Below are 21,372 nucleotides of genomic sequence, written 5' to 3'. Positions count from 1 at the left end.
TAAGCCCGCGATCACGGCGGCGGCGATTTGCTTTAAAAATGCTTTGTTCAACATATCGCCCCCTATTTCCGTGAAAGCCAGTACAGCACCACCACACCACCGACAACGGCGGCGAGCGTACCTGTACCAATTTGCAGACCTTGCGCCATTTGCTCCCGTAAATCCGCGGCGGGATTAGGCGCGGTGGTTGCGCTGGCAGGGCTTGGCGTCTGGACGGTTTTACTTAGTTCGTCCTGACCAGAACCGCCCGCGTCTTTGACTTTCTGGATCTGCTCCCATTTCATGTAGGAATCAAGCCCCACACTCAAAAAGTCGTTTACGCCGCCAAACCATGAGTTATTCATTGGCGTGTTGGCGTTAACCACGGCGGGCGCGACCGATGCTTGCATTAATGGAACCATATGCGCCCCCTTAGATGCCCGCTAGGCCGTCAAAATATTCAACCACAATCACGGCGGGCGCGGCATCATCTGACAACACACGGATTCGGAAATCCTGAATGCCTTGCATTGCCAACGCTTGCAGCATGTCACCTTCTAAAATGAAGTCCTGCGAGATAAGGCCGCCTTGCGGTGCGCGCCCATGGTCAACTTGAACCTTTTCGGCCAGCGTTTTCGGCAGCTCGTAGATTTTCATCGAATCAAGTTCGACCTCAATCGCCGTGACCGTTGCCGCCGTTTTCACGTGAATCGCCGCAATACGCGCCGTATTCGGACGCGGAATTTTATCCACTTCGGTAGTACCCGCATTAAGCGCAACAGGGAAGTTTTTCACCTTGGTGATAAAGCCGATAGGTGACGGATTCGATTGAATCGCGAACGCTTCAAGCACTGGCGCGGCGGCTGCGGCATCAATCTCAATGCGCAACGTCACGTTTGCGATTTGCGGTGCACCTTCAACATTGAGCGTACCCAAACCAAAGGCGCGAGCCTCTTGTAAGGTTTTCATTTCATCACGCTTAAAATGGAAATCGAGTACACCCGCAACGCTGTTGCGACCATAGTATTTGTTGTAGTCCTGCAACGCCTGACCATCGGCAAATTCTAAAATGGATTTGCCGTTAACTTCCAGACGAATGTTTTTCATCTGTGCCAGTGTGACACCTGCATAATTTACATGCAGCTTGTCATAGGTGCGACCGATGGGAAGTTCCAGCGTAGCTGTATTGCTTGCGCTGACGTTAGAAAAGCTTGGTAGTTTCGGAAAGTTACGAGCCATTTAATATACCCCTATCCAATCACGCGGCGAACAGAAGGAACACGATTGGCGGCGTATACAACACCGACAGCAATGGCAACAAACGGAAGGTATTTTTTAAGCATGGTTTAATCCCCTTGGGAAAGTAGCGCCTCACGGCGTGATTTCTTGCCTATGTTTCACAACATTGGCGGTTAACAGGGGGACAGGTATACGTGAATTTTAGGCATAAAAAAACCGTACCCGTTAACGGGTACGGCCAAAACAATTCAATTACTTTCCATTATGAATGATTTTATCAAATAATTGGTAAACATCTGTATAAGGGTTACCTAAAGGAGTGCCGACAGCTACATGCTCTTTTGTTAAAGCAATTGCTCTTGACCTCGCTAATGTATATTCGTCTGGCAAATCTGAAAATGCTACCTCCTTACTTCCTTTATTTTTATAATTGGGTATTAGCTTACTTAAATCAGACTGTAGCTTATGCCTATGAATTGGTGCTGATTGATTTTTGTAATGTAAAGCTGGCCATAACTCAAAGCAAGGATTTGAAAAGGCAACATGAATATTATTTGAAGCCGCTTTTTGAAATGCTTCCGGGATTTTTGGATGTTCATCTTTATCAAATACAGCCCAAACTTCAAACTTTTCATCTAAAGAGTCGCCTGATGAAGCGGCAACCTTTTCAAGTTCTAGCTTCTTCATAACTGCACTGGACACTATTTGAAATGGTGCACCTGCCGCTCCAATGGCCTCAACTGATACTAAGCCGTTACTTTGCTCTCGACTGAATTCACGGATGAACTTTGGCTCTGTATTCATTCCTTCACAGAAAGCATATATTTTAAGTTTGGGTTGTATTGTCCCTTGCTTTCTAGCTAGCGTTCTTGAAGGTCTAAATTTGCGAATTCTTCCCATCTTCAACATCATCCTCAAATAAACTAAATGCATCTAAAGTACTTAAAAATGGGATAGCTCCAAATCGACCTTCTAGATACCCTTTTCTTAAATTTGCCCTTTTATCAATAGCATACTCTGTTAGTGGGCGTAATTGTGTACTCCCATCAAAACTTTTTTCAGATAGCCAGACTTCATCTTTTCTTACACCATTGAAATTAAGCAATTGTGTTTCATGTGTCGTAAATAGTAATTGTGCTCCATGTGGATTGCTCTTGGGGCAATTAAAAAGCTCAACAACTTTTAGAGATAATAATGTATGTAAACTTGACTCTAATTCGTCAACTACAAAAACCCCTCCACTTTGTAATACTTTAAAAATAGAAGCCAAGATAGATATAAGAGCCCTTGTACCAAGGCTCTCATCTGAAAATTTAAATTTAACTTCGTTATTGTTAGAATCATGTCGATGAATGTTAATAACATACTCGAAGTCATCAATACCTGAAGTTTGTATTCCCCCATCACCGCCGAATGCATTATTGATTGCATCATAAAATCTATTGAATTTATCCTTCTCTTCCTCCTCCCTTTCTACTTTCTCCACAGAAAGTTTAACAGCACCAATATCAATTTTTGAAATGAATTTTGATATTGGTTTTTCAAGAGAATTATCAAATACTGATTCACCAACAGTCTGCTCTGCCATATCAGAGCTAAACCTAAACTTTACAAAATTCTTTATATATTCAACAATTTTTTCTGCTAATAAGTGGTTAGATTTAGCCGCAACAGTGAGAAATAGGCTAGTCTCATTAGTGATTTTACTAATGCTTTTGTTTTGACCTTTGAAATTCTTTCCAAAATAGAATTCTTCATCTTCTATGTCTAAATTTTTGTCACGATAAAAAAGAACACTTCTGGATGATCTAGTTTTGTTAGAAAATGAATATAACCACTCTTCCTCGATGATGGAATCTTTAATTGCAAAACCATAATGGTAATGTTTACCTTCTAATATGAAATCTAAATCAAAAATAGAGGGCTCATTAGAACATTCGCTATCAAGGCGAAAAGGAGGAACATTGTCATTTCTCCCCCGAGCACTATTCTCAATTCCAGCACATAACAAACGGAGAGCCTTAATCATGTTTGTTTTACCAGAAGCATTAGCTCCATAAATAGCCACAATTGGTAAAACGTGCTCTTTTATCGCGTCTGTTTTATACAAATTATGATGTTCACAATCTTTCGTGGAGGAACAAGTAAACAAAATCTCTTGATACTCCTTGATAGATTTGTAATTTTCACAACCGAATCTTAATAACATAAAAACCAACCTTTTATCCCTTTAAGCGTAGATAATGGCATTTTTTACGTAAAAAGCAAGCTTAAAGGGCGTAAAGCATGCCTTATTGTTATGTTGATGCTAGATTTCCTTTCTTAACTTCTCCCGTAACATCATTTCGCTCTACAAAGTCCAGTGGCTTGAGTCCAGTAACTTCATTTACATGCACATCTAGCTCCTTAGCCACCATCTTTCTATCATCGGCGCGCTTCAAACGCCCAGTTCTGAACAGTGTTGCGTTACCAATTGCTGTTTTATCTGATTCTGCAGGGCGTTGTGTTAACGCAAAAATAGGAGACAAACCTCGGGCGCGGCCCTTACGGATGAGTTGCCCCCACCAGTAAGGGGCTTTACTTGGGCTCGTTACATCTGCGGTTTCTTCGGCAACAACGGCAGCATTACACCATGCGAATGCACAACGCGCCCAGAACTCGAACATCTCTTTGCCGTCTGATACAAAGCGCACTTTTAGCGCGCCATGGGGATATCGTTTTAACAGGTCTGCGAGTTCACGTGGGCTAGTTATCCGCATATTACACAGATCACCATACTCATCAACGGGGTCCCAAATGATTAACCGTTTAGGCTTAAGCTTTTTCAGTTCAGCTTTTACGTAACTGGATTTACCCGAACCGCTACCACCGCACACAGCTCGAATATCCGGATTGCGACTTGTATCAACTCTCGGTTTCATCGTTGGCCGCCTCTTTCGTGTTATCTATCTTGGTTTCTTCCTTACGCGGCGTACCAAGTCGCGGCATGATAATAGCTCCAGTCACCAGTAATGCACTTAACTCGACACCAAAAGCCCCCGCTCCTTCTGGGAAATACTTATCAAGCAGATCACCATAAGCGCCACTTAGTGCGTCGACTTCTTCTTTTTGAATATTCCAAGCGGGTGCAAGCATGGTACAGGCCAATGCTACAACGGGCGCAACGAGTTCTTTACCTGTTACCTGTGGTTCTTGATACTCAGCTTGTTGGGGGGAGTTAGGAAAGGCTTCGCCTTCAAGCTCTGCCGCCATATTCTCAATGCCTGCGAACTCATCGAAGTGAGATTGCTCGGTTTGAGTGAGATCATCACCTGTTAAGGGAGATTCTTGTTCTGTGATTTCCATCTTTTATCCTTGGGACTGTAACGCTTCACAGCGTGGTTATCTGGTTTAGCCAATAATGAAGCGGCTAATTTTTGTTAGAGGAGACTCTATCACCTGTTTATCTTTAACGGGCACGGACTCGTTAACGGGTACATGCATTTTTTCTGGCTCAAAATCAGATTCATTCGCAGCGGGTGTTTCTGTAACGGGTACAGGTCTGACTCCCCCCGTCCAAATACTGGCATTATCAAGCATCCAGTTTTGCCCTTCTGGTAAGTTAGGTTTAATCATTCCCGCCTTACCAACGTAATAAAGCTTTCCGTTACAGTCTTTACGTACAGGGGCAATCTCCCCCGTAAACGGGCATTTAATTTCGCCAATATCGGGATTTTTTGGTTTTCTAGCCATCACAGCCCCCAAACAATGCGTAATGCACAAACAAACAGAAATGACACAAACATAGCGGGTAACAAATACCACGCAAAGCTGATGGCTTGGGCCGTTTTCTCTGCGGCTTCAATTACAAAAATTCCTAAGCGAGAAAGTAACCAGGTTACCCATATTCTTGCACGTGAACGCCACCAAATTTGGCGCGCTTGAAAAGATAAGTTTTTCATTATCGGCTTGCCTCTAGTGATTCAATCTTGTTAATAATCTCGCCCAACAGATCATGAGATTGTTCGGCAGCTTTCTTGGCTAACGTCATTGCCTGAAACGGCATAGCCTTATTGGCCGCTTTGATTGTCGAACCGATTTTGACGTGTTCTGCTTTCAACTTCTCTACACCCATCATTCACCCCTTAGTTAAATTTCAACTTCCATTAATTGACCATCTCGAATCGTGAAAGCAGTTCCCCCTGTATCACAAGAAATTAAGCCTCCATCGAAAAGAATATCTAACGAATCGTTATCAACAATACCCAAAGCCCTAAGCCCTTTAGCCACCTTTGGAGGCATAGAATCAAGGGCCGTATAGTTATTCCCACAAGTCCAAGGAGAGCGAAAATCAACATCTAAAGCAGGTTGCTTCCATGTTGGTATTTCTTTTCGTTCTTCCTTTAAAACTTGACGATTAAAATTAGAAACTTTGGCCCGCTCATTTTTCAGATCTGAAAAAGCGGTTTTCTCGGTTTGCGTCATTTCGCGCAACTTCCACCGCTCGCCCCTTGTGACCACTTCGCGCCCATCGGATAACAAGCCGCGAATACGTTTCACCGCTTCGCCGTATTCGTTGCCGCATTCGGTGATCTCGTAATCGAGAGCTAAAGGTTGAACAGATAATGATTTTTCAAACTCTAACCAGTTTGATGAATCTGCGGCGGCGCGGGCCGCCTCGATGCCTTGCGGCTGCGGGCAGACACGAAAGCGGCGCAACTCGCGCCAAATAGAAACAGAGGAAGTACCAAAAAATTGAAATTGTCTTAAACGGTGACGGCTCGCCCATGCGGTTGCTAAACGTGCGCCGCGCTGTGCGTCTACATCGGCGGTTAAATCCTTCTCACCTTCCATGTGTTCGCCCGCGATATTCTTTGACAGATATTTAATGACATAACCTACGGCTGACCCCTTAGCGGCATCAATCGGTTCAATCAACAGACGGTTTTCGGCGGCTCCGGCCTCTTTTCCATCTACTTCGAAGGCGTATTCTTTCAACACGCTTTTAAACAGCTCGACCTCATCAGGCTTAACAAATACCAACAGGTGCCAATGCGGCGTTCCGTCTTTGTGCGGTTCAACCACTCGCAAGCCTGACACATCAACACCATTGCGGTTTAACTTGGCCCGCATCTTCGCCCACTGTCCGACCAGATAGCGTTGCGCAACCTTCGGCGCTTCCTCATTCCACTTATGACTAACGGCATGATATTTAGACGGGGCGGTCAAGGTGATAAACAGGCCGATTTTCTCGGCATCTTCGGCCATTTCCTCAAGTCCACGCGCCCGAACAACTAACTCAGTAAAACGGTTTGAAGGGTTAGCCGTACCGCTGGCGGCGGCATCAGCAAGCGGCAACATCATCCCGCTCTCTGATTCAATCATGGTCATTTCAAGCCACTGCTGGGCGCTGCGCTGCTGCGCTTCCCATTCGGCGAACGACTCGGCGCTGATATACGGGTTAAACTTGCCAACCATGCCCGCACCGATAAAAAGATGCTCCATACACTTATCGCGCAAGTTCGATAACTTGCCCGCCCACCATTTAGGGCAGATCATGCGCAAGATTGCACACTCGGCGGCTAACTCGTTTTCATCTTGCAAAACAGCGGTTTGATAGGGCGCATTTATCATCCATTTTTCACACAAAAGCATTGCCGACTTATAGGCATCAAAAATGGTGCAGTCGTCATCTTCGGCGCTGGCATGTACCAAATGGAGAGAGTCGGCGGCGTTCATGTTGGCTAACCTTATGAGCTGTTCAGACTTGCGATACCTAACGGTATATTTTGCTTTACTGTCCAATAATCTAAACGGGTACTTGGCCCAAATTCGGCGCAACCTATCAACCTGTTTATCTGTCTCTGTATCGAATGGCGCAACATGCTCAAGCGCTTTAACTTTAAGTAATCGCTTGGCAAAATCTGCCTCTAACTTGCGGCGAATCTTGGCAGGTAAAAAGTTTAATACTGGTAATGGCGTTACCGCATAAGCGGGATCAATCTCTTGCGGCACAACAACTATAACGGGCTGATAGTTATCGACCTGACCCGCTGGCGCGTACTTGGCGGACTTAATCTTCATCATCATCCCCTTGGGAAACGACAAAGCCGCTATCATTAGCGCTCGGCTGCTGCTGGCGTGTACGCCAATCCGGCGCGAAGTTTTCATCGGCGTACAATTCAGCAAGTAACTGACCTTGGCCGCCGTGTTCTTCGATGTATTCGATTAATTCAAGGGCGTAATCAGTCATTACAGCCCTCTTACCATTTCGGCGGCTTGTTCACGAAGCTCTTTAGCAGTTTGGATCAATTCCTTATATCTGGCCGTATCACCTACCCCACGCCAATACTTAGCGTATTTAAGGTGATTTTTTGCTGATTCGATTAGATGCTCTGGAGTTAAAACGGACATTCATCAGCCTCCCAATCTGCAACCATTTTTTGTGCGGTATCGAGATCACCGGATTTGATAAGCGCGTGTAAAACATCGATATGTAAATGAGCTAGTTCTGCTACTACTTCAAAACCGCCCAAATCTTCAAAGTCTGGGTGACCAGTCAAATCAACAATAAGGTTTTCAGCGTGCATCAACTGAATTCGCATCTCTGGTGTGATAGGGAGTTTAAAAATCATTTTGCCCCCCCGAAAAACTTCCTTTTCAGGCGGCGTAATATCTCGGCACTTCTTGCCAATTTATTTGGGTCTATCTTCGCCATCGTCGGCAAAGTCGGATAATAATCAGGGAATTCGCAAGTTGAATTTGGGATTTGTTTGTATTTCATTTGTTTTCCTCCTGTTATGCCTGTTGGTTTTGTGGCTAACGGAACGCATCCGGCGATCCGCGCCACAACAGGACAGGAAAACGATACACTTAGGTGTCTACGTTTACAATTAGGCCCCTACGTGCTTTGCAGTTCTAAAGTGCACCTACTACAATAGGTCTAGGACACTAAAGGGACTTAAAAAATGCAACCCTCAGAACTGCTCGATTTGATAAGAGCCGCGTACGGCCTGACTTCTGATTATCAGGTGATGAAGAAATTCGGCTTTTCACAGGCTGGGGTATCAAACTGGCGTGTAAACCGTAGTTTTCCAAATGATGCCATTTTGATTAATATGGCCGAAGCGCTCGACATTCATCTCGGCGTTTTGCTTTTGCATTCAGCGATTTGGCGTCAAAAAGACCCCACAGCCAAGGCGGCGTTAGAGAGCATCTTGAATATGCTCCCTTATTGCAAATATCCCGAAGATGAAGAGGCGGAGGCTTGATTAGGTGTGGCATTATGTGCCACATTTGGTGGGTTGTTAAATCTTACTAAGTGACTGTATACAAGCGTTTTTATCCGTTTACGCTTGAGTTAACTTTCTATACATTGTGCGCAGTCGTGTTGAAATGTCTATTAACGAGGTGACGCATATTATATTTATAAATCTACTGGCTTACTAAGAGCCAGAGTTGAAACTCAGCCTCTTAGATGCTTGATTCACTGAAAACCGAGTATCATTAAATTTTACAGACGTTGCTACCAGATATGTAAATACCTAACTCCAATAGCTAACCCACATGATTAGTCTGTAACTTTATCTATTTGTTTTAACTATAAATATGCCTCTTGAAATCCTTTCTCCAATAAAATGACACTGTCAGGTTTCTCATTACACATGGATGGGTTCAAGAGCTAATCGTATGCTCTGATTGTGTGTGGTGAATAATTCTATTAGCTATCTATCAACTAGCATTTTATCAGCGAACATTTGCACACGAACTTCTACGTATGAACTATTGTCCGTGGGCATTATCCAGGAACTTGCTAGACCAAAGAATTTTTAACGTGCGCTACGAGAAATCTGACCTATAACTACCCAGCAAAATTAAAAGCACGCACGTAGCAACGCATTGAATTTGTGTGTTTTAATGACTTTTGTGTTCTCTAACGTTCTCAGACCTGGTAAGCCAGCGTTTAATGAAGCACAGATAAAGATCTCCAGATTGTAGCTTACTGCTAGCGAGCAAATATTATTAACCCATAGATTTAATGATATCCCGAAGCTGCTATACATGGCGATCTTGTTTTCGGGTTCGTATCTGTACCGTTTATTAGAATCTTGAGTGCTATGGCTATCCGTGTTGTCAGTACGAATTGACTGGAGTTGAGCTGGATGCCGATATGGACAGATATTTAGTGTTTGAAATCTCAGGCTCGATTGATATCAAACCTGTAACTCTAATGAAAGATCCCTTAGCTGGTTGAACTGATTGTCAGTGAACCTGTTCTTATTGGTTATCAGTATGCGTCCAGAATAAATCGCAAAAAGTAACCGCAGTTTAAAACTCCTTGTTAGTGAGTGACACGCATAACAGTGTGATCCGTGACGAGTTAAAGATTGATAACATCACCGTTTACTGCTGAATGAGTGGCAATATGAAGATACAGCAAAACGCCCTGAGATAGTATTTGGATTTCATCTCAATTGCCGATAATGACACTTATCGGCATTAACTCATTACATATAATTAGATGGTTGTTGAACATCTGCTTTAACTAGTCAATGATCACCAACTCGATAATCACTCGATTCCGTGCAGGTGATCCAGTACTTTATTTTGTGCACTTTGATGCCGCTCAATCTGCGAGGTATGCAGATATTGTGATGTGGTATCTATACTCTCGTGTCCTGCATCGGCCTGTACATGGGATAGCGGTCGGCCATTAATATTGATGTCATGGGTGATCCCTGTATGGCGAATATTATGTGCCGTCAGCCCTCTCATCTGCTTAGCATCTTCACTAAAACCATCATTTTCGGCACTGTTAGCTGCATGTTCAATGATCTTTTCCACCTCTTCTCTTATTTGACGGATCCCTAAGTTGGCATTAATGGCTCCTACTTCCCTGCCTCGCCCCGCTGCTCTGTGCCTGATAAATAACGGATGATTGTCTCCCTGAGTTGGATAATCAGGGAGTTTCAGATGTCTCCTGTACTCTACTAACCCCTCGAGTAGAGCCTTTGAAATAGCTACGCTGCGTCGTTTCCCCCCTTTACTTAAGGGAATAAAAAAACTCCAGATCCCGGTTTGTTTATCTTGCTTAAATTGTCCCATGACTGGTGAATAACCTGCCCTGGCCCCCACTTCCGAGATACGCAGATAACAAAAGTAGATAAGCTTAATCAGGAACAGGCTTCGTTGATGTAGTTCCGGCTCATCGATAGCCAACTGTTCCACCGATGCGATGACATAGGACCACTGTAATTCGGTGAAGGAAAGCGTGTTGCCCTCCTCCGTTTTGACTTGGTATTTCTTCTTCGAAGAGAATCGACTGTGGTTCATCCATGCCTGCGCAGGGTTGCGTTCGCAGTAGTCTTCGCTCATTAAATAACTATAGAAGGAGGAAAGAATCGCTATCTTTGTCTTTAACGCGTTCTCACTCAGGTTATAAGGCTGCTCTTTACCCAGTGATTTTTTACCCACAAACGGACGCCAGGCATGATTAGGCACCCTCACCCCGGAAGCTTTATCGAGTTTAAACTGGGCGACATTAAAGTAACCGATCAAGGTGTCTGGTGGGTTCTGACAATAATCGATATATCGCGCTATCTCTCTGCGGGTTAATGAAGCCGGAGTTTGCCCTGCGACATCGAAACACCAGTGAAAGAAGGTAGTGAGTTCGCTTCTGTAGGCTTTATAACTATTTTCGTTATGCTTCTGCTCATAGAGTAACTCGCTAGCATGTTCGTACACCAGCCCCGCATCGGGAACCGAATCTAAACTGATCTGCGTAATGTACTGATTGACAATGCTGTTCCCCTCCTCAATGTTGCTTGCTGATTCAAACAGTGGAAAAACGGGAGGCATCTGCATGTTAATTGCTCTTTATACATGGGGGTAATGGCCGAGAATCGGGAAATTGACGTTTAAGGTAACCTCATGATTTTATCAGTATTAAATCTAATTTGTAATCTTTTCTTGTGTTTGAGTTGAGCTGTAGAACAGACTCTCTAAATTGATGAAATCGATATGATTACTTTGACCTACAGTACTACTAAGTCATTCAAACTATGCTGATAAACTTCATCTCTTTACTTGTTATTTGGTCAACTTGTTCAATACTTGTAGTTGTGTGTAAATTTAATGGATCTGCACACGAATTTGGGCAATTTTTAATGCAGTCATGGGAGCAATGTATCCGCTTACTACAGCACCATAGACACATCTGCCAAACGGTTTGTTTAGATTCTATATCGAGACAACGAAAGTCCGCAGCACATAAGGCGCCCGACTGGATAAGCTCAGTTAACTTCTTTGAAGAGATAGACATATTGACGTTCGAGTTTTTCATTGTTGGACCCAATTTAAAGCAGCAATGATTAAATGATACCCTTAAATGAGAATGATTATCAATAGCGGTATATGTAAAACTATACGATAATTAATAGGTAAAGGTGCTTAGCTATTTTTTGTCTGACTATTTTCCAGCATCCTGAACATTGTTCTACACTCAATGGATAGGGATACATTCTTTTAATTTTTGAGGTTGTCTAATGCTGATTGATATAGCAAAGAAAAGCCCCCTCTTTTCAGGTAAAAAAAAGGCGCCGGAGGAAAGCTCTGGTCCTGCGTGGAAGATCCTTATTGTCGATGATGAGCCCGATGTCCATACTGTAACCAAATTAGCCCTATCCAGATTTAAACTAGATAAGCGTTCACTTGAATTCATTAATGCCTATAGCGGCGAAGAAGCAAAGCAGATCCTCAGTAAAGAGACCAATGTAGCAATGGCCTTTGTCGATGTGGTAATGGAAAGCGATCACGCTGGGCTTGAGTTGGTTAAATGGATCAGAGAGGAACTAAAAAATAGCTCAATCAGACTGATACTCAGAACGGGTCAGCCCGGTCAGGCCCCCGAAGAAGATGTTATCGTCAATTATGACATCAATGACTATAAGGCAAAGGCTGAACTCGACTCAAGAAAGTTAGTTACCAGTGTCTACTCCGCGCTTCGCTCCTACCGGGATATCATGGTGATTGAGGAGGCCAGGGAAAACCAAATTAAGCACAGAAAAGGGTTGGAAAGAGTCGTTCAGGCCACATCGGGTTTGTTTGAACTCCGTACCCTGTTTAATTTTGCCGATGGTCTGCTGACTCAGGTCGCCAACCTGTTAAACCTCGACAGCGAAACCTTGCTACTGACCTGCAATGCCATCGATGCCATGAGCGAACAGGTTAATACCGATGAGCTACATATTCTCGCCGGTACCGGACAATTCTCCAGCCATCATGAAAAGCCGGTACCCGATCACATCAGAAAGCTATTACAGTCAGCCCTTAAACAGAAGCGTTGCTTGTACGAAGAGGATTGTTTTATTGGGTATTTTCCCGCTAAGAGTGGCTGGATTAATCTGCTCTACATGGACGGGATCAGTAAAATTGATGATCTGGATAAGAAGTTGATAGACATCTTCGCTATCAATGTCGGCGTCGCATTTGAAAACTTACTGTTAAATAAAGAGCTCGAAGACACTCAATCTGAACTTATCTTACGTTTGGGCGATGTAGTCGAGAGTCGCTCTAAAGAGGCGGCAAACCATGTTAAGCGTATGGCCGAGTACTGTTATAAGCTGGCGCTTATTTCGGGTATGGAAGAGCATGAGGCCGATCTGATAAAGCACGCCTCCCCTATGCATGACATAGGTAAGATTGCGACGCCTGATGCAGTGTTATTAAAACCGGGTAAGTTGAACGAAGAGGAGTGGAATGTGATGAAGCAGCATCCTGCTGTTGGGCATCAGATCCTGGCTAACTCTGAGCGACCAATTTTGAAGGCGGCAAGTATCATCGCATTGCAACACCATGAAAAGTTCGATGGTTCAGGCTATCCATCGGGTTTGAGAGCTAATGAGATCCATGTCTTCGCCCGAATCGTTGCCATTGCCGATGTGTTTGACGCCCTATCCCATGCAAGGTGCTATAAACCTGAATGGCCCTTAGATGAAGTGCTAAAGGCGATGGAGGAAGGTTCTGGTTCACATTTCGACCCGGAATTGTTAAGACACTTTATCGATAATATTGAAGTGTTTACCAAAGTTAAAGATGAGCTTAGTGACGAAAATCTACAGAGCTAGGAGGCTTAATAGGCATTATTGGAATTTCAACACCTATTAAGTTTCCTGTAAATATACAGCTTCGATGAAAAACAGCTAATCAACGCTCTCTTCATTATCGGCTAGAAAGTCAAACATGACGGCATGCTGCATACCTTTCTTCGTAAAAGTAACAAAGGCTCTCCATACCATATAGTTGCTGCTGCATGAACCATATATCAGCTGACCATTATATAGATTTTCATCAACTTTAGTTAAATTAACCGGAATAACCCCCATAAACATATCTCTTCCCTCAACTCGCATTACAAGGTCATTTACGGCTTCAGAGCTTATGAGCTCTAGGGTTAGAGGCTTTTCACTGGGCGTATTGTAGGGGCTGACTAATAGGTCAAATCTCACACCCGCAACAGATTGCGTACATTTACCCACTCTAAAGTCACAAAGCGAGGTATCTTTGATTGTTTTTGATACATCTTCGGGTGCATCCTGAGAGCAAGATGAGCAAAATAATGCCAATATTAGAAGAAGATAAAGCGAAAAGTACTTAGTAAATTTTACACGTAGCACAATTTTTAACCTTTAGATGAAAAGTCTTTACATTCTATTGAGTAGGTTGATCTAGATCAACTTTTACCCCTCCACAATTCCTATCTTTTTTGACATAGCTCAAGTATCATTGCTTTACCTTGTTAATATGACAAATATTACAGGGCTACACGTTGACACCTCCCCCAATGTTCCGTAGGGAACGCGGTTTCGTGTCTTTTTAACGGGTAAATACTCATTTTTACTCAAACAATAAGTATAAGTAATAAGCAGTGGAAGCAATATGATGAACCATTCCCAGCCTCAAGGCGCTGATTACAATTACACCGTTGTCCGCCAGTTTGCCCTCACAACAGTTTTGTGGGGAATTATTGGTATGTCAGTGGGTGTATTGATCGCGGCTCAGTTGATCTGGCCACAACTAAACTTCGATACTCCATGGCTTACATACAGTCGTCTTAGACCTCTGCATACTAATGCCGTGATTTTCGCGTTTGGTACTTCAGCTCTTTTCGCAACATCCTACTATATCGTTCAACGCACATGTCAAACCCGACTTTTTGCACCCAAATTGGCTGCATTTACATTCTGGGGTTGGCAAGCCATCATTCTTTCGGCAGTACTGACTCTGCCTCTGGGTATCACCAGTGGTAAAGAATATGCTGAGCTAGAATGGCCTATCGACATCGCGATCACCATAGTGTGGGTCACGTATGCGATAGTTTTCTTCGGTACTATTATTAAGCGAACGACCTCCCATATTTATGTGGCGAACTGGTTCTTCGGTGCCTTTATTATCACAGTCGCTGTATTGCACATAGTTAACTCTATGGCTGTACCTGTCAGCTTATGGAAGTCTTACTCTCTATATGCCGGTGCGGTCGATGCAATGGTTCAGTGGTGGTACGGTCACAATGCCGTAGGCTTCCTGCTTACAGCTGGCTTCTTAGGTATGATGTATTACTTTGTTCCTAAACAAGCGGGTCGTCCGGTTTACTCATACCGTCTGTCTATCGTTCACTTCTGGGCATTGATTGCTCTGTATATCTGGGCTGGTCCTCACCACCTACACTATACGGCGTTACCCGATTGGACTCAGTCGTTGGGTATGGTGATGTCACTTATCTTATTCGCTCCTTCTTGGGGTGGTATGATTAACGGTATCATGACCCTGTCAGGTGCTTGGCATAAACTAAGAACCGATCCTGTATTACGTTTCCTTGTTGTTTCATTGTCTTTCTATGGTATGTCTACCTTCGAAGGTCCAATGATGGCAATCAAGACCGTAAACGCCCTATCCCACTATACTGACTGGACCGTTGGTCACGTTCACTCTGGTGCTTTAGGTTGGGTTGCAATGGTTTCTATTGGTTCGCTTTATCACCTAATCCCAGTGCTTTACGGACACGGTCGTATGTATAGCTCTAACCTGGTTAATGTTCATTTCTGGTTAGCGACTATCGGTACTGTTCTGTATATCGTATCTATGTGGATCTCTGGTGTGATGCAAGGTCTGATGTGGCGTGCAGTTAACTCTGACGGTACTCTGACTTATAGCTTCGTTGAAAGTATTGAAGCTTCATACCCATTCTACTTTGTTCGATTCCTTGGTGGCTGTTTCTTCGTAACCGGTATGCTTCTAATGGCATATAACGTGTTTAAGACAGTAAAAGCGCCTAAAGAATCTTTGCCTGCATTAGCAGAAGCATAAGGGGTAGAAACGATGAAATTTAATCATGAGTTAGTCGAGAAAAACATCGGTTTAATGGGTATTCTCACTGTTATCGCCATTAGTATTGGTGGTTTAGTGCAGATTACTCCCCTGTTGTTTCAAAAAGACACTACTGAGCCTGTCGATGGATTGATTCCTTACACTGCTCTCCAGACTGAAGGTCGTGACATCTATGTCCGTGAAGGCTGTTATAACTGTCACAGCCAGATGATCCGTCCACTACGTGCAGAGACCGAACGTTACGGTCACTACTCTGTAGCTGGTGAGTCTGTATGGGATCACCCATTCCAGTGGGGTTCTAAGCGTACCGGTCCTGATTTGGCCCGTGTAGGCGGTAGATATAGTGATAAATGGCATGAAGTCCATTTGATTGACCCACGCGCAGTGGTACCTCAGTCAAATATGCCTGGTTTCCCTTGGTTGGCAGAGAACAAGCTTGACGGCAAGTTAACTGGTCAGAAGATGGAAATCCTACGTAACCTTCATAAAGGTGGAAATAAGGGCCAAGACCTTTATACCGATGAAGAGATTGCGGGTGCACAAAAAGCGGTCGAAGGTAAAACTGAGATGCAAGCACTTATCGCCTATCTGCAGTCCCTTGGACATGCACTGAAATAACTAGGAGGCAACTATATGGATTACGGAACAATACAAGGCATTATAACCATTGTCGTGATGTTAACCTTTGTCGGTATATTTGCATGGGCTTACAGCTCTCGTCGTAAAGATCAATTTGACGAAGCGGCTAACCTTGTTTTTTCAGATGATGAACTAAGCAAGGGTTCAGGAGAACATAAGTGATGAGTAGCTTCTGGAGTATATGGATTACCGTACTCACTATCGTGGTAATCGTTGGATGTTTTGTCCTATTAAGAATTGTCTCTAAAAACAACACTGGTGTTGAAGAAGGCGAGTCTATGGGCCATAGCTTTGACGGCATCGAAGAACTTAACAACCCATTACCAAAGTGGTGGAGTTACCTGTTCTACGTCACAATCGTTTTTGGTGTTATTTACTTAGCGCTTTATCCTGGTCTTGGAAACTTCAAAGGTTTCTTAGGCTGGTCAAGTGCTAACCAAAGCATCGGAACCGAGAATGGCATCGCAGCCGATTCTAAAGCAGCGGTTGAACTCGCGACTAAAGAGGGTCGTTGGGTTCAGTATGATCAGGAAGTTAAGCGTGCCGATGAAAAATTTGGCCCTATCTTCAAGGCATATGCTGAAACGCCTCTCGATGAGTTGGTTAAGAACGAAGAGGCCCTTAAAGTGGGTGGTCGTCTGTTCTTACAAAACTGTTCACAGTGTCATGGTAGTGATGCTCGCGGTAGTAAAGGCTTCCCTAACCTCGCCGATGGTGATTGGTTATGGGGTGGCGAACTTGCCGAGATTAAAACAAGCATCATGAACGGTCGTCATGGCATGATGCCGCCAAAAGGTGGACTGCCAATCGAAGACAGTGAAGTCAAAGGTCTGGCTGAGTACATTACTAAGCTTGCCGGTCGAGATCACGATGCAGCCCTGGCCGCTCAAGGTCAAGGCTCATTCATGAAGGGCTGTTTCGCCTGTCATGGTATGGACGGCTCAGGTAACAAGCTAATGGGTGCCCCTAACCTGACTAACAATATCTGGTTGTACGGCGGTAGCCGTGGTTCTATCGAACAGACAATCAAAAATGGTCGAAGTGGTGTGATGCCTGCTTGGAAAGATGTGTTGGGTGAAGAGAAAGTTCACGTTATCACAGCTTATGTTTATAGCTTGTCAAACAAGTAGTTACATCTAAGCAACATGGAGGCCTCGATCTTATCGAGGCCTTTTTTTTAAGGTGCTAAATCACATTTTTAGCGGTAAAATAATCGCAATTATTATAATAGGTATGACAAATGAACAAGCAACAAGCCTGGTATAAGCAGTTCTGGCCTTGGTTTTTAATTATTTTGCCCCTTTGTGCGGTTGTGGCTAGTATCAACCTACTCTTTCTTGCGATAGACAATAAAGATTCACTGGTTTCTGAAGACTACTATAAAGATGGCAAAGCCATTAATATGGATCTTAAGAAAATCAAACAGGCTAAACAGCTTGGAATGCAATTTGAATTACTCGTCGACGACAATGAAGTCACTATCACTCAGCATGGTGGTGAGTCTTACCTTGCAGCACTGAGCGTAGAGTTTTTCCACCCCACCATAGAGAAGCGTGATTTCGGACAAATTGTTACGGCTGACGGCGATAAAGCCTACCGGATCGAACTGGCGACCCCTATTGCGGGCGCTTGGGAAGTCAGACTGGAAGGATATGACCGCAGCTGGCGAATTCAAAAACGACTTGAGATCAAAGATGACTCTCAATACTGGTTGAACTAAGTCAATTAATTAAGTTAATTCATAAAGCGGTAAAGATAGTTCAAAACAGGCTAAACCTATCATCTGAGAAACATCGTTCCCCGTTTCTGCTTTGTATGACCTGTTTTGACTTTCTTTTTGACGAAAGTGGTTCAAAACAGGTTAAACGACATACCTATGAAGTACCCTGAATGTTTTCATTGCGGTGAACCCGTATTAACAGGCTCTCAATTCACGACCCACATTAATAATAGTGATCGTTTGATGTGCTGCCCTGGCTGCCAGGCCGTTTCAGCTGCAATTTTAGATGCTGGACTGAGTAACTATTATAAGTACAGAACCGAGCCCGGCAGTAAACAAACGGCGCTTGTACCCGATGAATTAACCGCATATTCAGCATTCGATCTACCCGAAGTCCAGCAGGACTTTGTTCACAGTGAAAGTGATATATCCAGGGTATCGCTCTCTATCGATGGCATCACATGCGCTGCGTGTGCCTGGCTTATTGAGCACAAACTCAGACACGTTGCGGGGATCTCCAGTATCCAGGTAAATACGACGACGGAACGAGCCTTAGTCACTTGGTTGCCAGAACAGATAAAGCTCAGTGAAATACTCAGTCAAATTAGCCTTATCGGTTATCAGGCAGCCCCTTATCAGGTTGATGAGCAGGAGATCCAGAGCAAGCAGAACAGTCGAAAGTTTCTATTAAGGCTGGGTTTAGCCGGGTTTGCCACCATGCAGGTGATGATGTTCGCCCTCGCCCTCTATGCCGGCTATTTTACAGAACTCGAAGTTCAGTACCGTGACTACTTTCGATGGGTGAGTATGATATTTGCCGCCCCGGTGGTGTTCTATTCTGCTCAACCTTTTTATTTTAGTGCCATTCGCTCCATGTTCAGCGGGCGTCTCAATATGGATGTATCGGTCTCCATTGCCATCTTAGGGGCTTATATTGCCAGCTGTATTGCAACGGTTAACGCTACCGGAGAGGTCTATTTCGAATCGGTCAGTATGTTTACCTTCTTCTTGTTACTCGGTCGATACTTTGAGCAAAATGCTCGCCAAAAAGCCTCTGTAAGTTCCAGTAATTTGCATAAACTGGTGCCGCTTACGGCTCATCTGATAGTGAATGAAACTTGTGAAGAAGTTCCCGCTAAAGGGTTGAAAGTTGGAGACATAATCCTGGTTAAACCGGGAGAAGTAGTCGCCGCGGATGGCACTATTATAGAAGGCTGTTCCAGCTTCAATGAGGCCATGCTCACAGGTGAACAGACTCCGGTACAGAAATCTGACGCCAGTGAAGTTTATGCAGGCACCATTAATGTTGAGCAGCCGGTTAAACTGAAAATCACAGCAGTTGGTCAAGATCAACTCGTGGCGGAGATCATTCGGCTTCAGGAGTCGGCTTCAAATAATAAACCTAAAGTCGCACTTTACGTCGATACCATCTCAAATTATTTTACCTGGGCAATTCTGTCTATCGCTTTGCTCACCTACATCGTTTGGAAAATTTATTGGCCTGAAGATGCATTTTGGGTCACCTTAGCCGTCTTAGTCGCGACCTGCCCTTGTGCGTTGGCCCTCGCTACGCCTACTGCCGTGACCTGCGCAACGGGGATCTTTACCCGAATCGGTGTTATTGCCCGTAAGCCTGGTGTATTCGAAAAACTCACGAAAATAGATCATGTTGTTTTCGATAAAACGGGTACCCTCACCTGTGGCACGTTGACGATCTCAGATATAGAGCTTTATGGTCAACTCGATAAGACACAGGTACTCGAAGTTGCTGCAGCACTCGAAGCAAGCTCTCTACACCCGATCGCTAAGGCCTTCGAGCAATATAATAATCAACAACTTGCAGTCCGTGGGATACAAAGTTTTGTTGGTCTGGGCCTGAGTGGTCAGATTAATAATACAGATTATCGTATAGGCAGCGCCGAGTTTATTGAAGTCGCTGGCGATCAATCACAAGCTGTGTATCTGGCCCAAGGCGATGAGCTTCTCGCGAGATTCACCTTAGTGGACGCCATAAGAACAGATGCCCAACAGACGGTTCAGACGCTTACAAAGCAAGGCTGTAGAGTGTCAGTGGCAAGTGGTGACTCTTCGATTCATGTTGACGAGGTTGCAGGCAGAATTGGAATTAGTGATGTCCATAAAGGATTAAAGCCTCAGGATAAGCTGAGTCTTATTCAAAAGCTTCAGAAGAACGCGTCTATTGCCATGTTTGGCGATGGTATCAATGATGCCCCGGTTCTTGCGGGAGCCAACCTCTCTGTTGCTATGGGCAGTGGCTCTGCAATAACTAAAAATAGTGCCGATCTTATCTTGCTTGGCGATCACCTTTCACGCTTCAACGATGCAGTAACCGTCGCAAGGTTAACCGACAGGATCATTAAGCAGAATTTGTACTGGGCTCTCGGTTATAACCTGTTTATAATCCCCTTGGCCGTTTCAGGCCATGTTGCACCTTATATTGCCGCCTTAGGTATGTCTGCAAGTTCTCTTATTGTAGTCGGTAATAGTCTTAGATTATTAAGGGTTCGTTTATGAGTATCATCTATGTTTTGATCCCGATAGCCATGTTATTTGTTCTTATCGCAATAGGGATCTTTTTTTGGGCCGTAAAGTCTGAACAGTTTGATGATCTTGACAGGCAGAGCGTTTCCATTCTATTTGACGAAGATGAGAAACCGGCACCCAAAACTGACGAAAACGAGTCTACGCGCTCTTGATTGAATACAGCATAACCGGCGCCTTCTTGGTTGGGCTGATGGGCGCTGGCCACTGCATTGGAATGTGTGGTGGTTTAATCGGTGCTTTTTCGTCCCAACTTCCCCGCTCCACTAAGCAAAACCAGCTGGCACTACAACTGCGATTTCTGTTTACCTACAATTTAGGCCGAATATTGAGTTATGCCTTAGCGGGTGCACTTGTAGGAGGCTCTGCAAGTGCGCTAGGCATGCTGTTTGATATGGACCTGTATCTCATCACTTTGAGACTTATAGCAGGCGTTATGATGGTTGCTACAGGTCTATACATTGCACAGATTTGGTCTGGTGTCGTTCAGGTTGAGCGCGCTGGTAAATTTATATGGCGGTTTTTATCTCCCATTGCGAGCAAAATGGTACCCGTTAAAACGATACCTCAGGCATTCATCGGCGGTATGTTATGGGGATGGCTTCCCTGTGGTTTAGTTTACAGTACATTAACGTGGGCCGTTGCGGCTAACTCAGCGGCTCAGGGGGCCATGATAATGGCTTCTTTCGGACTTGGTACCCTCCCAGCCCTGCTTAGTGCGGGTGTTGCGGCCAATGTTTTCGGTCGCTGGGTTCAAAATAGAATGGTGAGATTGGTCAGCGGCTCGATCTTGGTCATATTTGGTTTACAAACTTTGTACATTGCAATTGCTCAGCTGAACTAGCTCAGCTTATTAAATTAGTTTACCA

General features: G+C 44.2%; 26 protein-coding genes. 10 read left to right on the top strand and 16 right to left on the bottom strand.

Going from position 1 to position 21,372, the window contains the following annotated elements; all coding sequences use genetic code 11:
- Positions 1-62: 62 nt before the first annotated feature.
- The 14 genes from EKG39_RS07320 to EKG39_RS23330 form a co-directional block, all read right to left on the bottom strand.
- Positions 63-401 carry a hypothetical protein gene (locus tag EKG39_RS07320; protein ID WP_126505077.1) on the bottom strand — a complete coding sequence of 113 codons (339 nt, stop codon included), beginning with the start codon at positions 399-401 and terminating at the stop codon, positions 63-65.
- A 10-nt stretch (positions 402-411) separates the two neighbouring features.
- The gene (locus EKG39_RS07315) at positions 412-1,218 is read right to left on the bottom strand and encodes a major capsid protein P2 (RefSeq protein WP_126505076.1); all 807 of its coding nucleotides are present in this window, start codon (positions 1,216-1,218) and stop codon (positions 412-414) included.
- A 252-nt stretch (positions 1,219-1,470) separates the two neighbouring features.
- The gene (locus tag EKG39_RS07310; protein ID WP_185817543.1) at positions 1,471-2,118 is read right to left on the bottom strand and encodes an RloB family protein; all 648 of its coding nucleotides are present in this window, start codon (positions 2,116-2,118) and stop codon (positions 1,471-1,473) included.
- Positions 2,096-3,427 (bottom strand): AAA family ATPase, encoded by a 1,332-nt coding sequence (locus EKG39_RS07305; RefSeq protein WP_126505074.1) that lies wholly within the window; start codon positions 3,425-3,427, stop codon positions 2,096-2,098. Before EKG39_RS07305 ends, EKG39_RS07310 begins: the two co-directional genes overlap by 23 nt.
- A gap of 88 nt (positions 3,428-3,515) precedes the next feature.
- Positions 3,516-4,139, bottom strand: a complete 624-nt coding sequence (locus EKG39_RS07300) for a hypothetical protein (protein WP_126505073.1) — start codon at positions 4,137-4,139, stop codon at positions 3,516-3,518.
- On the bottom strand, positions 4,123-4,563 hold the full coding sequence (locus tag EKG39_RS07295) for a hypothetical protein (protein ID WP_126505072.1): 441 nt from the start codon (positions 4,561-4,563) through the stop codon (positions 4,123-4,125). The genes EKG39_RS07300 and EKG39_RS07295 overlap by 17 nt, the downstream gene beginning before the upstream one ends.
- Positions 4,564-4,608: 45 nt before the next feature.
- The gene (locus tag EKG39_RS07290) at positions 4,609-4,950 is read right to left on the bottom strand and encodes a hypothetical protein (RefSeq protein ID WP_126505071.1); all 342 of its coding nucleotides are present in this window, start codon (positions 4,948-4,950) and stop codon (positions 4,609-4,611) included.
- Entirely contained in the window at positions 4,950-5,159 is a 210-nt protein-coding gene (locus EKG39_RS07285; RefSeq protein WP_126505070.1) for a hypothetical protein, read from the bottom strand. The genes EKG39_RS07290 and EKG39_RS07285 overlap by 1 nt, the downstream gene beginning before the upstream one ends.
- Positions 5,159-5,332, bottom strand: a complete 174-nt coding sequence (locus EKG39_RS23345) for a hypothetical protein (protein WP_185817542.1) — start codon at positions 5,330-5,332, stop codon at positions 5,159-5,161. The genes EKG39_RS07285 and EKG39_RS23345 overlap by 1 nt, the downstream gene beginning before the upstream one ends.
- Positions 5,333-5,346: 14 nt before the next feature.
- Positions 5,347-7,281 carry a replication endonuclease gene (locus EKG39_RS07280; RefSeq protein WP_185817541.1) on the bottom strand — a complete coding sequence of 645 codons (1,935 nt, stop codon included), beginning with the start codon at positions 7,279-7,281 and terminating at the stop codon, positions 5,347-5,349.
- The gene (locus EKG39_RS23340; RefSeq protein ID WP_185817540.1) at positions 7,271-7,450 is read right to left on the bottom strand and encodes a hypothetical protein; all 180 of its coding nucleotides are present in this window, start codon (positions 7,448-7,450) and stop codon (positions 7,271-7,273) included. Before EKG39_RS23340 ends, EKG39_RS07280 begins: the two co-directional genes overlap by 11 nt.
- Positions 7,450-7,611, bottom strand: a complete 162-nt coding sequence (locus EKG39_RS23335; RefSeq protein WP_185817539.1) for a hypothetical protein — start codon at positions 7,609-7,611, stop codon at positions 7,450-7,452. Before EKG39_RS23335 ends, EKG39_RS23340 begins: the two co-directional genes overlap by 1 nt.
- Complete coding sequence (locus EKG39_RS07275; protein WP_126505068.1) at positions 7,599-7,832, bottom strand: hypothetical protein; 234 nt, start codon at positions 7,830-7,832, stop codon at positions 7,599-7,601. Before EKG39_RS07275 ends, EKG39_RS23335 begins: the two co-directional genes overlap by 13 nt.
- Entirely contained in the window at positions 7,829-7,981 is a 153-nt protein-coding gene (locus EKG39_RS23330) for a hypothetical protein (RefSeq protein ID WP_185817538.1), read from the bottom strand. The genes EKG39_RS07275 and EKG39_RS23330 overlap by 4 nt, the downstream gene beginning before the upstream one ends.
- A 184-nt stretch (positions 7,982-8,165) precedes the next feature.
- Between EKG39_RS23330 and EKG39_RS07270 the strand changes: the two genes are divergently transcribed.
- Complete coding sequence (locus tag EKG39_RS07270) at positions 8,166-8,468, top strand: helix-turn-helix transcriptional regulator (RefSeq protein ID WP_126505067.1); 303 nt, start codon at positions 8,166-8,168, stop codon at positions 8,466-8,468.
- Between the two features lie 1,300 nt (positions 8,469-9,768).
- On the opposite strand, the gene EKG39_RS07265 is transcribed toward EKG39_RS07270, so the two are convergent.
- Entirely contained in the window at positions 9,769-11,061 is a 1,293-nt protein-coding gene (locus tag EKG39_RS07265; protein ID WP_126505066.1) for a tyrosine-type recombinase/integrase, read from the bottom strand.
- A 680-nt stretch (positions 11,062-11,741) separates the two neighbouring features.
- Between EKG39_RS07265 and EKG39_RS07255 the strand changes: the two genes are divergently transcribed.
- Positions 11,742-13,322: a DUF3369 domain-containing protein gene (locus EKG39_RS07255; protein ID WP_126505064.1), complete on the top strand. Its 1,581-nt coding sequence runs from the start codon at positions 11,742-11,744 to the stop codon at positions 13,320-13,322.
- 75 nt (positions 13,323-13,397) lie between these two features.
- On the opposite strand, the gene EKG39_RS07250 is transcribed toward EKG39_RS07255, so the two are convergent.
- Positions 13,398-13,871, bottom strand: coding sequence for a hypothetical protein (locus EKG39_RS07250; protein WP_246028435.1), 474 nt, complete (start codon positions 13,869-13,871; stop codon positions 13,398-13,400).
- Between the two features lie 262 nt (positions 13,872-14,133).
- Between EKG39_RS07250 and ccoN the strand changes: the two genes are divergently transcribed.
- From ccoN to EKG39_RS07210, 8 genes are all read left to right on the top strand, one after another.
- Positions 14,134-15,561, top strand: coding sequence for a cytochrome-c oxidase, cbb3-type subunit I (gene ccoN / locus EKG39_RS07245; protein ID WP_126505063.1), 1,428 nt, complete (start codon positions 14,134-14,136; stop codon positions 15,559-15,561).
- A gap of 12 nt (positions 15,562-15,573) precedes the next feature.
- Positions 15,574-16,200 carry a cytochrome-c oxidase, cbb3-type subunit II gene (ccoO, locus tag EKG39_RS07240; protein WP_126505062.1) on the top strand — a complete coding sequence of 209 codons (627 nt, stop codon included), beginning with the start codon at positions 15,574-15,576 and terminating at the stop codon, positions 16,198-16,200.
- Positions 16,201-16,215: 15 nt separating this feature from the next.
- Entirely contained in the window at positions 16,216-16,383 is a 168-nt protein-coding gene (locus EKG39_RS07235) for a cbb3-type cytochrome oxidase subunit 3 (protein WP_126505061.1), read from the top strand.
- The gene (ccoP, locus tag EKG39_RS07230; RefSeq protein WP_126505060.1) at positions 16,383-17,351 is read left to right on the top strand and encodes a cytochrome-c oxidase, cbb3-type subunit III; all 969 of its coding nucleotides are present in this window, start codon (positions 16,383-16,385) and stop codon (positions 17,349-17,351) included. The genes EKG39_RS07235 and ccoP overlap by 1 nt, the downstream gene beginning before the upstream one ends.
- 110 nt (positions 17,352-17,461) lie before the next feature.
- On the top strand, positions 17,462-17,941 hold the full coding sequence (locus EKG39_RS07225) for a FixH family protein (RefSeq protein WP_126505059.1): 480 nt from the start codon (positions 17,462-17,464) through the stop codon (positions 17,939-17,941).
- A 156-nt stretch (positions 17,942-18,097) separates the two neighbouring features.
- Positions 18,098-20,476, top strand: a complete 2,379-nt coding sequence (locus tag EKG39_RS07220; RefSeq protein WP_126505058.1) for a heavy metal translocating P-type ATPase — start codon at positions 18,098-18,100, stop codon at positions 20,474-20,476.
- Positions 20,473-20,658 (top strand): cbb3-type cytochrome oxidase assembly protein CcoS, encoded by a 186-nt coding sequence (gene ccoS, locus EKG39_RS07215; RefSeq protein WP_126505057.1) that lies wholly within the window; start codon positions 20,473-20,475, stop codon positions 20,656-20,658. Before EKG39_RS07220 ends, ccoS begins: the two co-directional genes overlap by 4 nt.
- A complete protein-coding gene (locus EKG39_RS07210; RefSeq protein WP_126505056.1) occupies positions 20,655-21,347 on the top strand; it encodes a sulfite exporter TauE/SafE family protein in 693 nt (230 codons plus the stop codon). The genes ccoS and EKG39_RS07210 overlap by 4 nt, the downstream gene beginning before the upstream one ends.
- Positions 21,348-21,372: the final 25 nt, after the last annotated feature.

The sequence above is a fragment of the Shewanella atlantica genome (assembly GCF_003966265.1).
Taxonomy (GTDB): Bacteria; Pseudomonadota; Gammaproteobacteria; order Enterobacterales; family Shewanellaceae; genus Shewanella; species Shewanella atlantica.
The sequence above is the reverse complement of the archived record's forward strand: the minus strand, read 5'-3'. Positions and strand labels throughout refer to the sequence as shown.

What these genes read in the sequence shown, in the direction of transcription:
- EKG39_RS07320 (WP_126505077.1), bottom strand. Translation starts at nt 401, where the DNA reads ATGGTTCCATTAATGCAAGCATCGGTCGCGCCCGCCGTGGTTAACGCC.
- EKG39_RS07315 (WP_126505076.1), bottom strand. Translation starts at nt 1,218, where the DNA reads ATGGCTCGTAACTTTCCGAAACTACCAAGCTTTTCTAACGTCAGCGCA.
- EKG39_RS07310 (WP_185817543.1), bottom strand. Translation starts at nt 2,118, where the DNA reads ATGGGAAGAATTCGCAAATTTAGACCTTCAAGAACGCTAGCTAGAAAG.
- EKG39_RS07305 (WP_126505074.1), bottom strand. Translation starts at nt 3,427, where the DNA reads ATGTTATTAAGATTCGGTTGTGAAAATTACAAATCTATCAAGGAGTAT.
- EKG39_RS07300 (WP_126505073.1), bottom strand. Translation starts at nt 4,139, where the DNA reads ATGAAACCGAGAGTTGATACAAGTCGCAATCCGGATATTCGAGCTGTG.
- EKG39_RS07295 (WP_126505072.1), bottom strand. Translation starts at nt 4,563, where the DNA reads ATGGAAATCACAGAACAAGAATCTCCCTTAACAGGTGATGATCTCACT.
- EKG39_RS07290 (WP_126505071.1), bottom strand. Translation starts at nt 4,950, where the DNA reads ATGGCTAGAAAACCAAAAAATCCCGATATTGGCGAAATTAAATGCCCG.
- EKG39_RS07285 (WP_126505070.1), bottom strand. Translation starts at nt 5,159, where the DNA reads ATGAAAAACTTATCTTTTCAAGCGCGCCAAATTTGGTGGCGTTCACGT.
- EKG39_RS23345 (WP_185817542.1), bottom strand. Translation starts at nt 5,332, where the DNA reads ATGGGTGTAGAGAAGTTGAAAGCAGAACACGTCAAAATCGGTTCGACA.
- EKG39_RS07280 (WP_185817541.1), bottom strand. Translation starts at nt 7,281, where the DNA reads ATGAAGATTAAGTCCGCCAAGTACGCGCCAGCGGGTCAGGTCGATAAC.
- EKG39_RS23340 (WP_185817540.1), bottom strand. Translation starts at nt 7,450, where the DNA reads ATGACTGATTACGCCCTTGAATTAATCGAATACATCGAAGAACACGGC.
- EKG39_RS23335 (WP_185817539.1), bottom strand. Translation starts at nt 7,611, where the DNA reads ATGTCCGTTTTAACTCCAGAGCATCTAATCGAATCAGCAAAAAATCAC.
- EKG39_RS07275 (WP_126505068.1), bottom strand. Translation starts at nt 7,832, where the DNA reads ATGATTTTTAAACTCCCTATCACACCAGAGATGCGAATTCAGTTGATG.
- EKG39_RS23330 (WP_185817538.1), bottom strand. Translation starts at nt 7,981, where the DNA reads ATGAAATACAAACAAATCCCAAATTCAACTTGCGAATTCCCTGATTAT.
- EKG39_RS07270 (WP_126505067.1), top strand. Translation starts at nt 8,166, where the DNA reads ATGCAACCCTCAGAACTGCTCGATTTGATAAGAGCCGCGTACGGCCTG.
- EKG39_RS07265 (WP_126505066.1), bottom strand. Translation starts at nt 11,061, where the DNA reads ATGCAGATGCCTCCCGTTTTTCCACTGTTTGAATCAGCAAGCAACATT.
- EKG39_RS07255 (WP_126505064.1), top strand. Translation starts at nt 11,742, where the DNA reads ATGCTGATTGATATAGCAAAGAAAAGCCCCCTCTTTTCAGGTAAAAAA.
- ccoN (WP_126505063.1), top strand. Translation starts at nt 14,134, where the DNA reads ATGATGAACCATTCCCAGCCTCAAGGCGCTGATTACAATTACACCGTT.
- ccoO (WP_126505062.1), top strand. Translation starts at nt 15,574, where the DNA reads ATGAAATTTAATCATGAGTTAGTCGAGAAAAACATCGGTTTAATGGGT.
- EKG39_RS07235 (WP_126505061.1), top strand. Translation starts at nt 16,216, where the DNA reads ATGGATTACGGAACAATACAAGGCATTATAACCATTGTCGTGATGTTA.
- ccoP (WP_126505060.1), top strand. Translation starts at nt 16,383, where the DNA reads ATGAGTAGCTTCTGGAGTATATGGATTACCGTACTCACTATCGTGGTA.
- EKG39_RS07225 (WP_126505059.1), top strand. Translation starts at nt 17,462, where the DNA reads ATGAACAAGCAACAAGCCTGGTATAAGCAGTTCTGGCCTTGGTTTTTA.
- EKG39_RS07220 (WP_126505058.1), top strand. Translation starts at nt 18,098, where the DNA reads ATGAAGTACCCTGAATGTTTTCATTGCGGTGAACCCGTATTAACAGGC.
- ccoS (WP_126505057.1), top strand. Translation starts at nt 20,473, where the DNA reads ATGAGTATCATCTATGTTTTGATCCCGATAGCCATGTTATTTGTTCTT.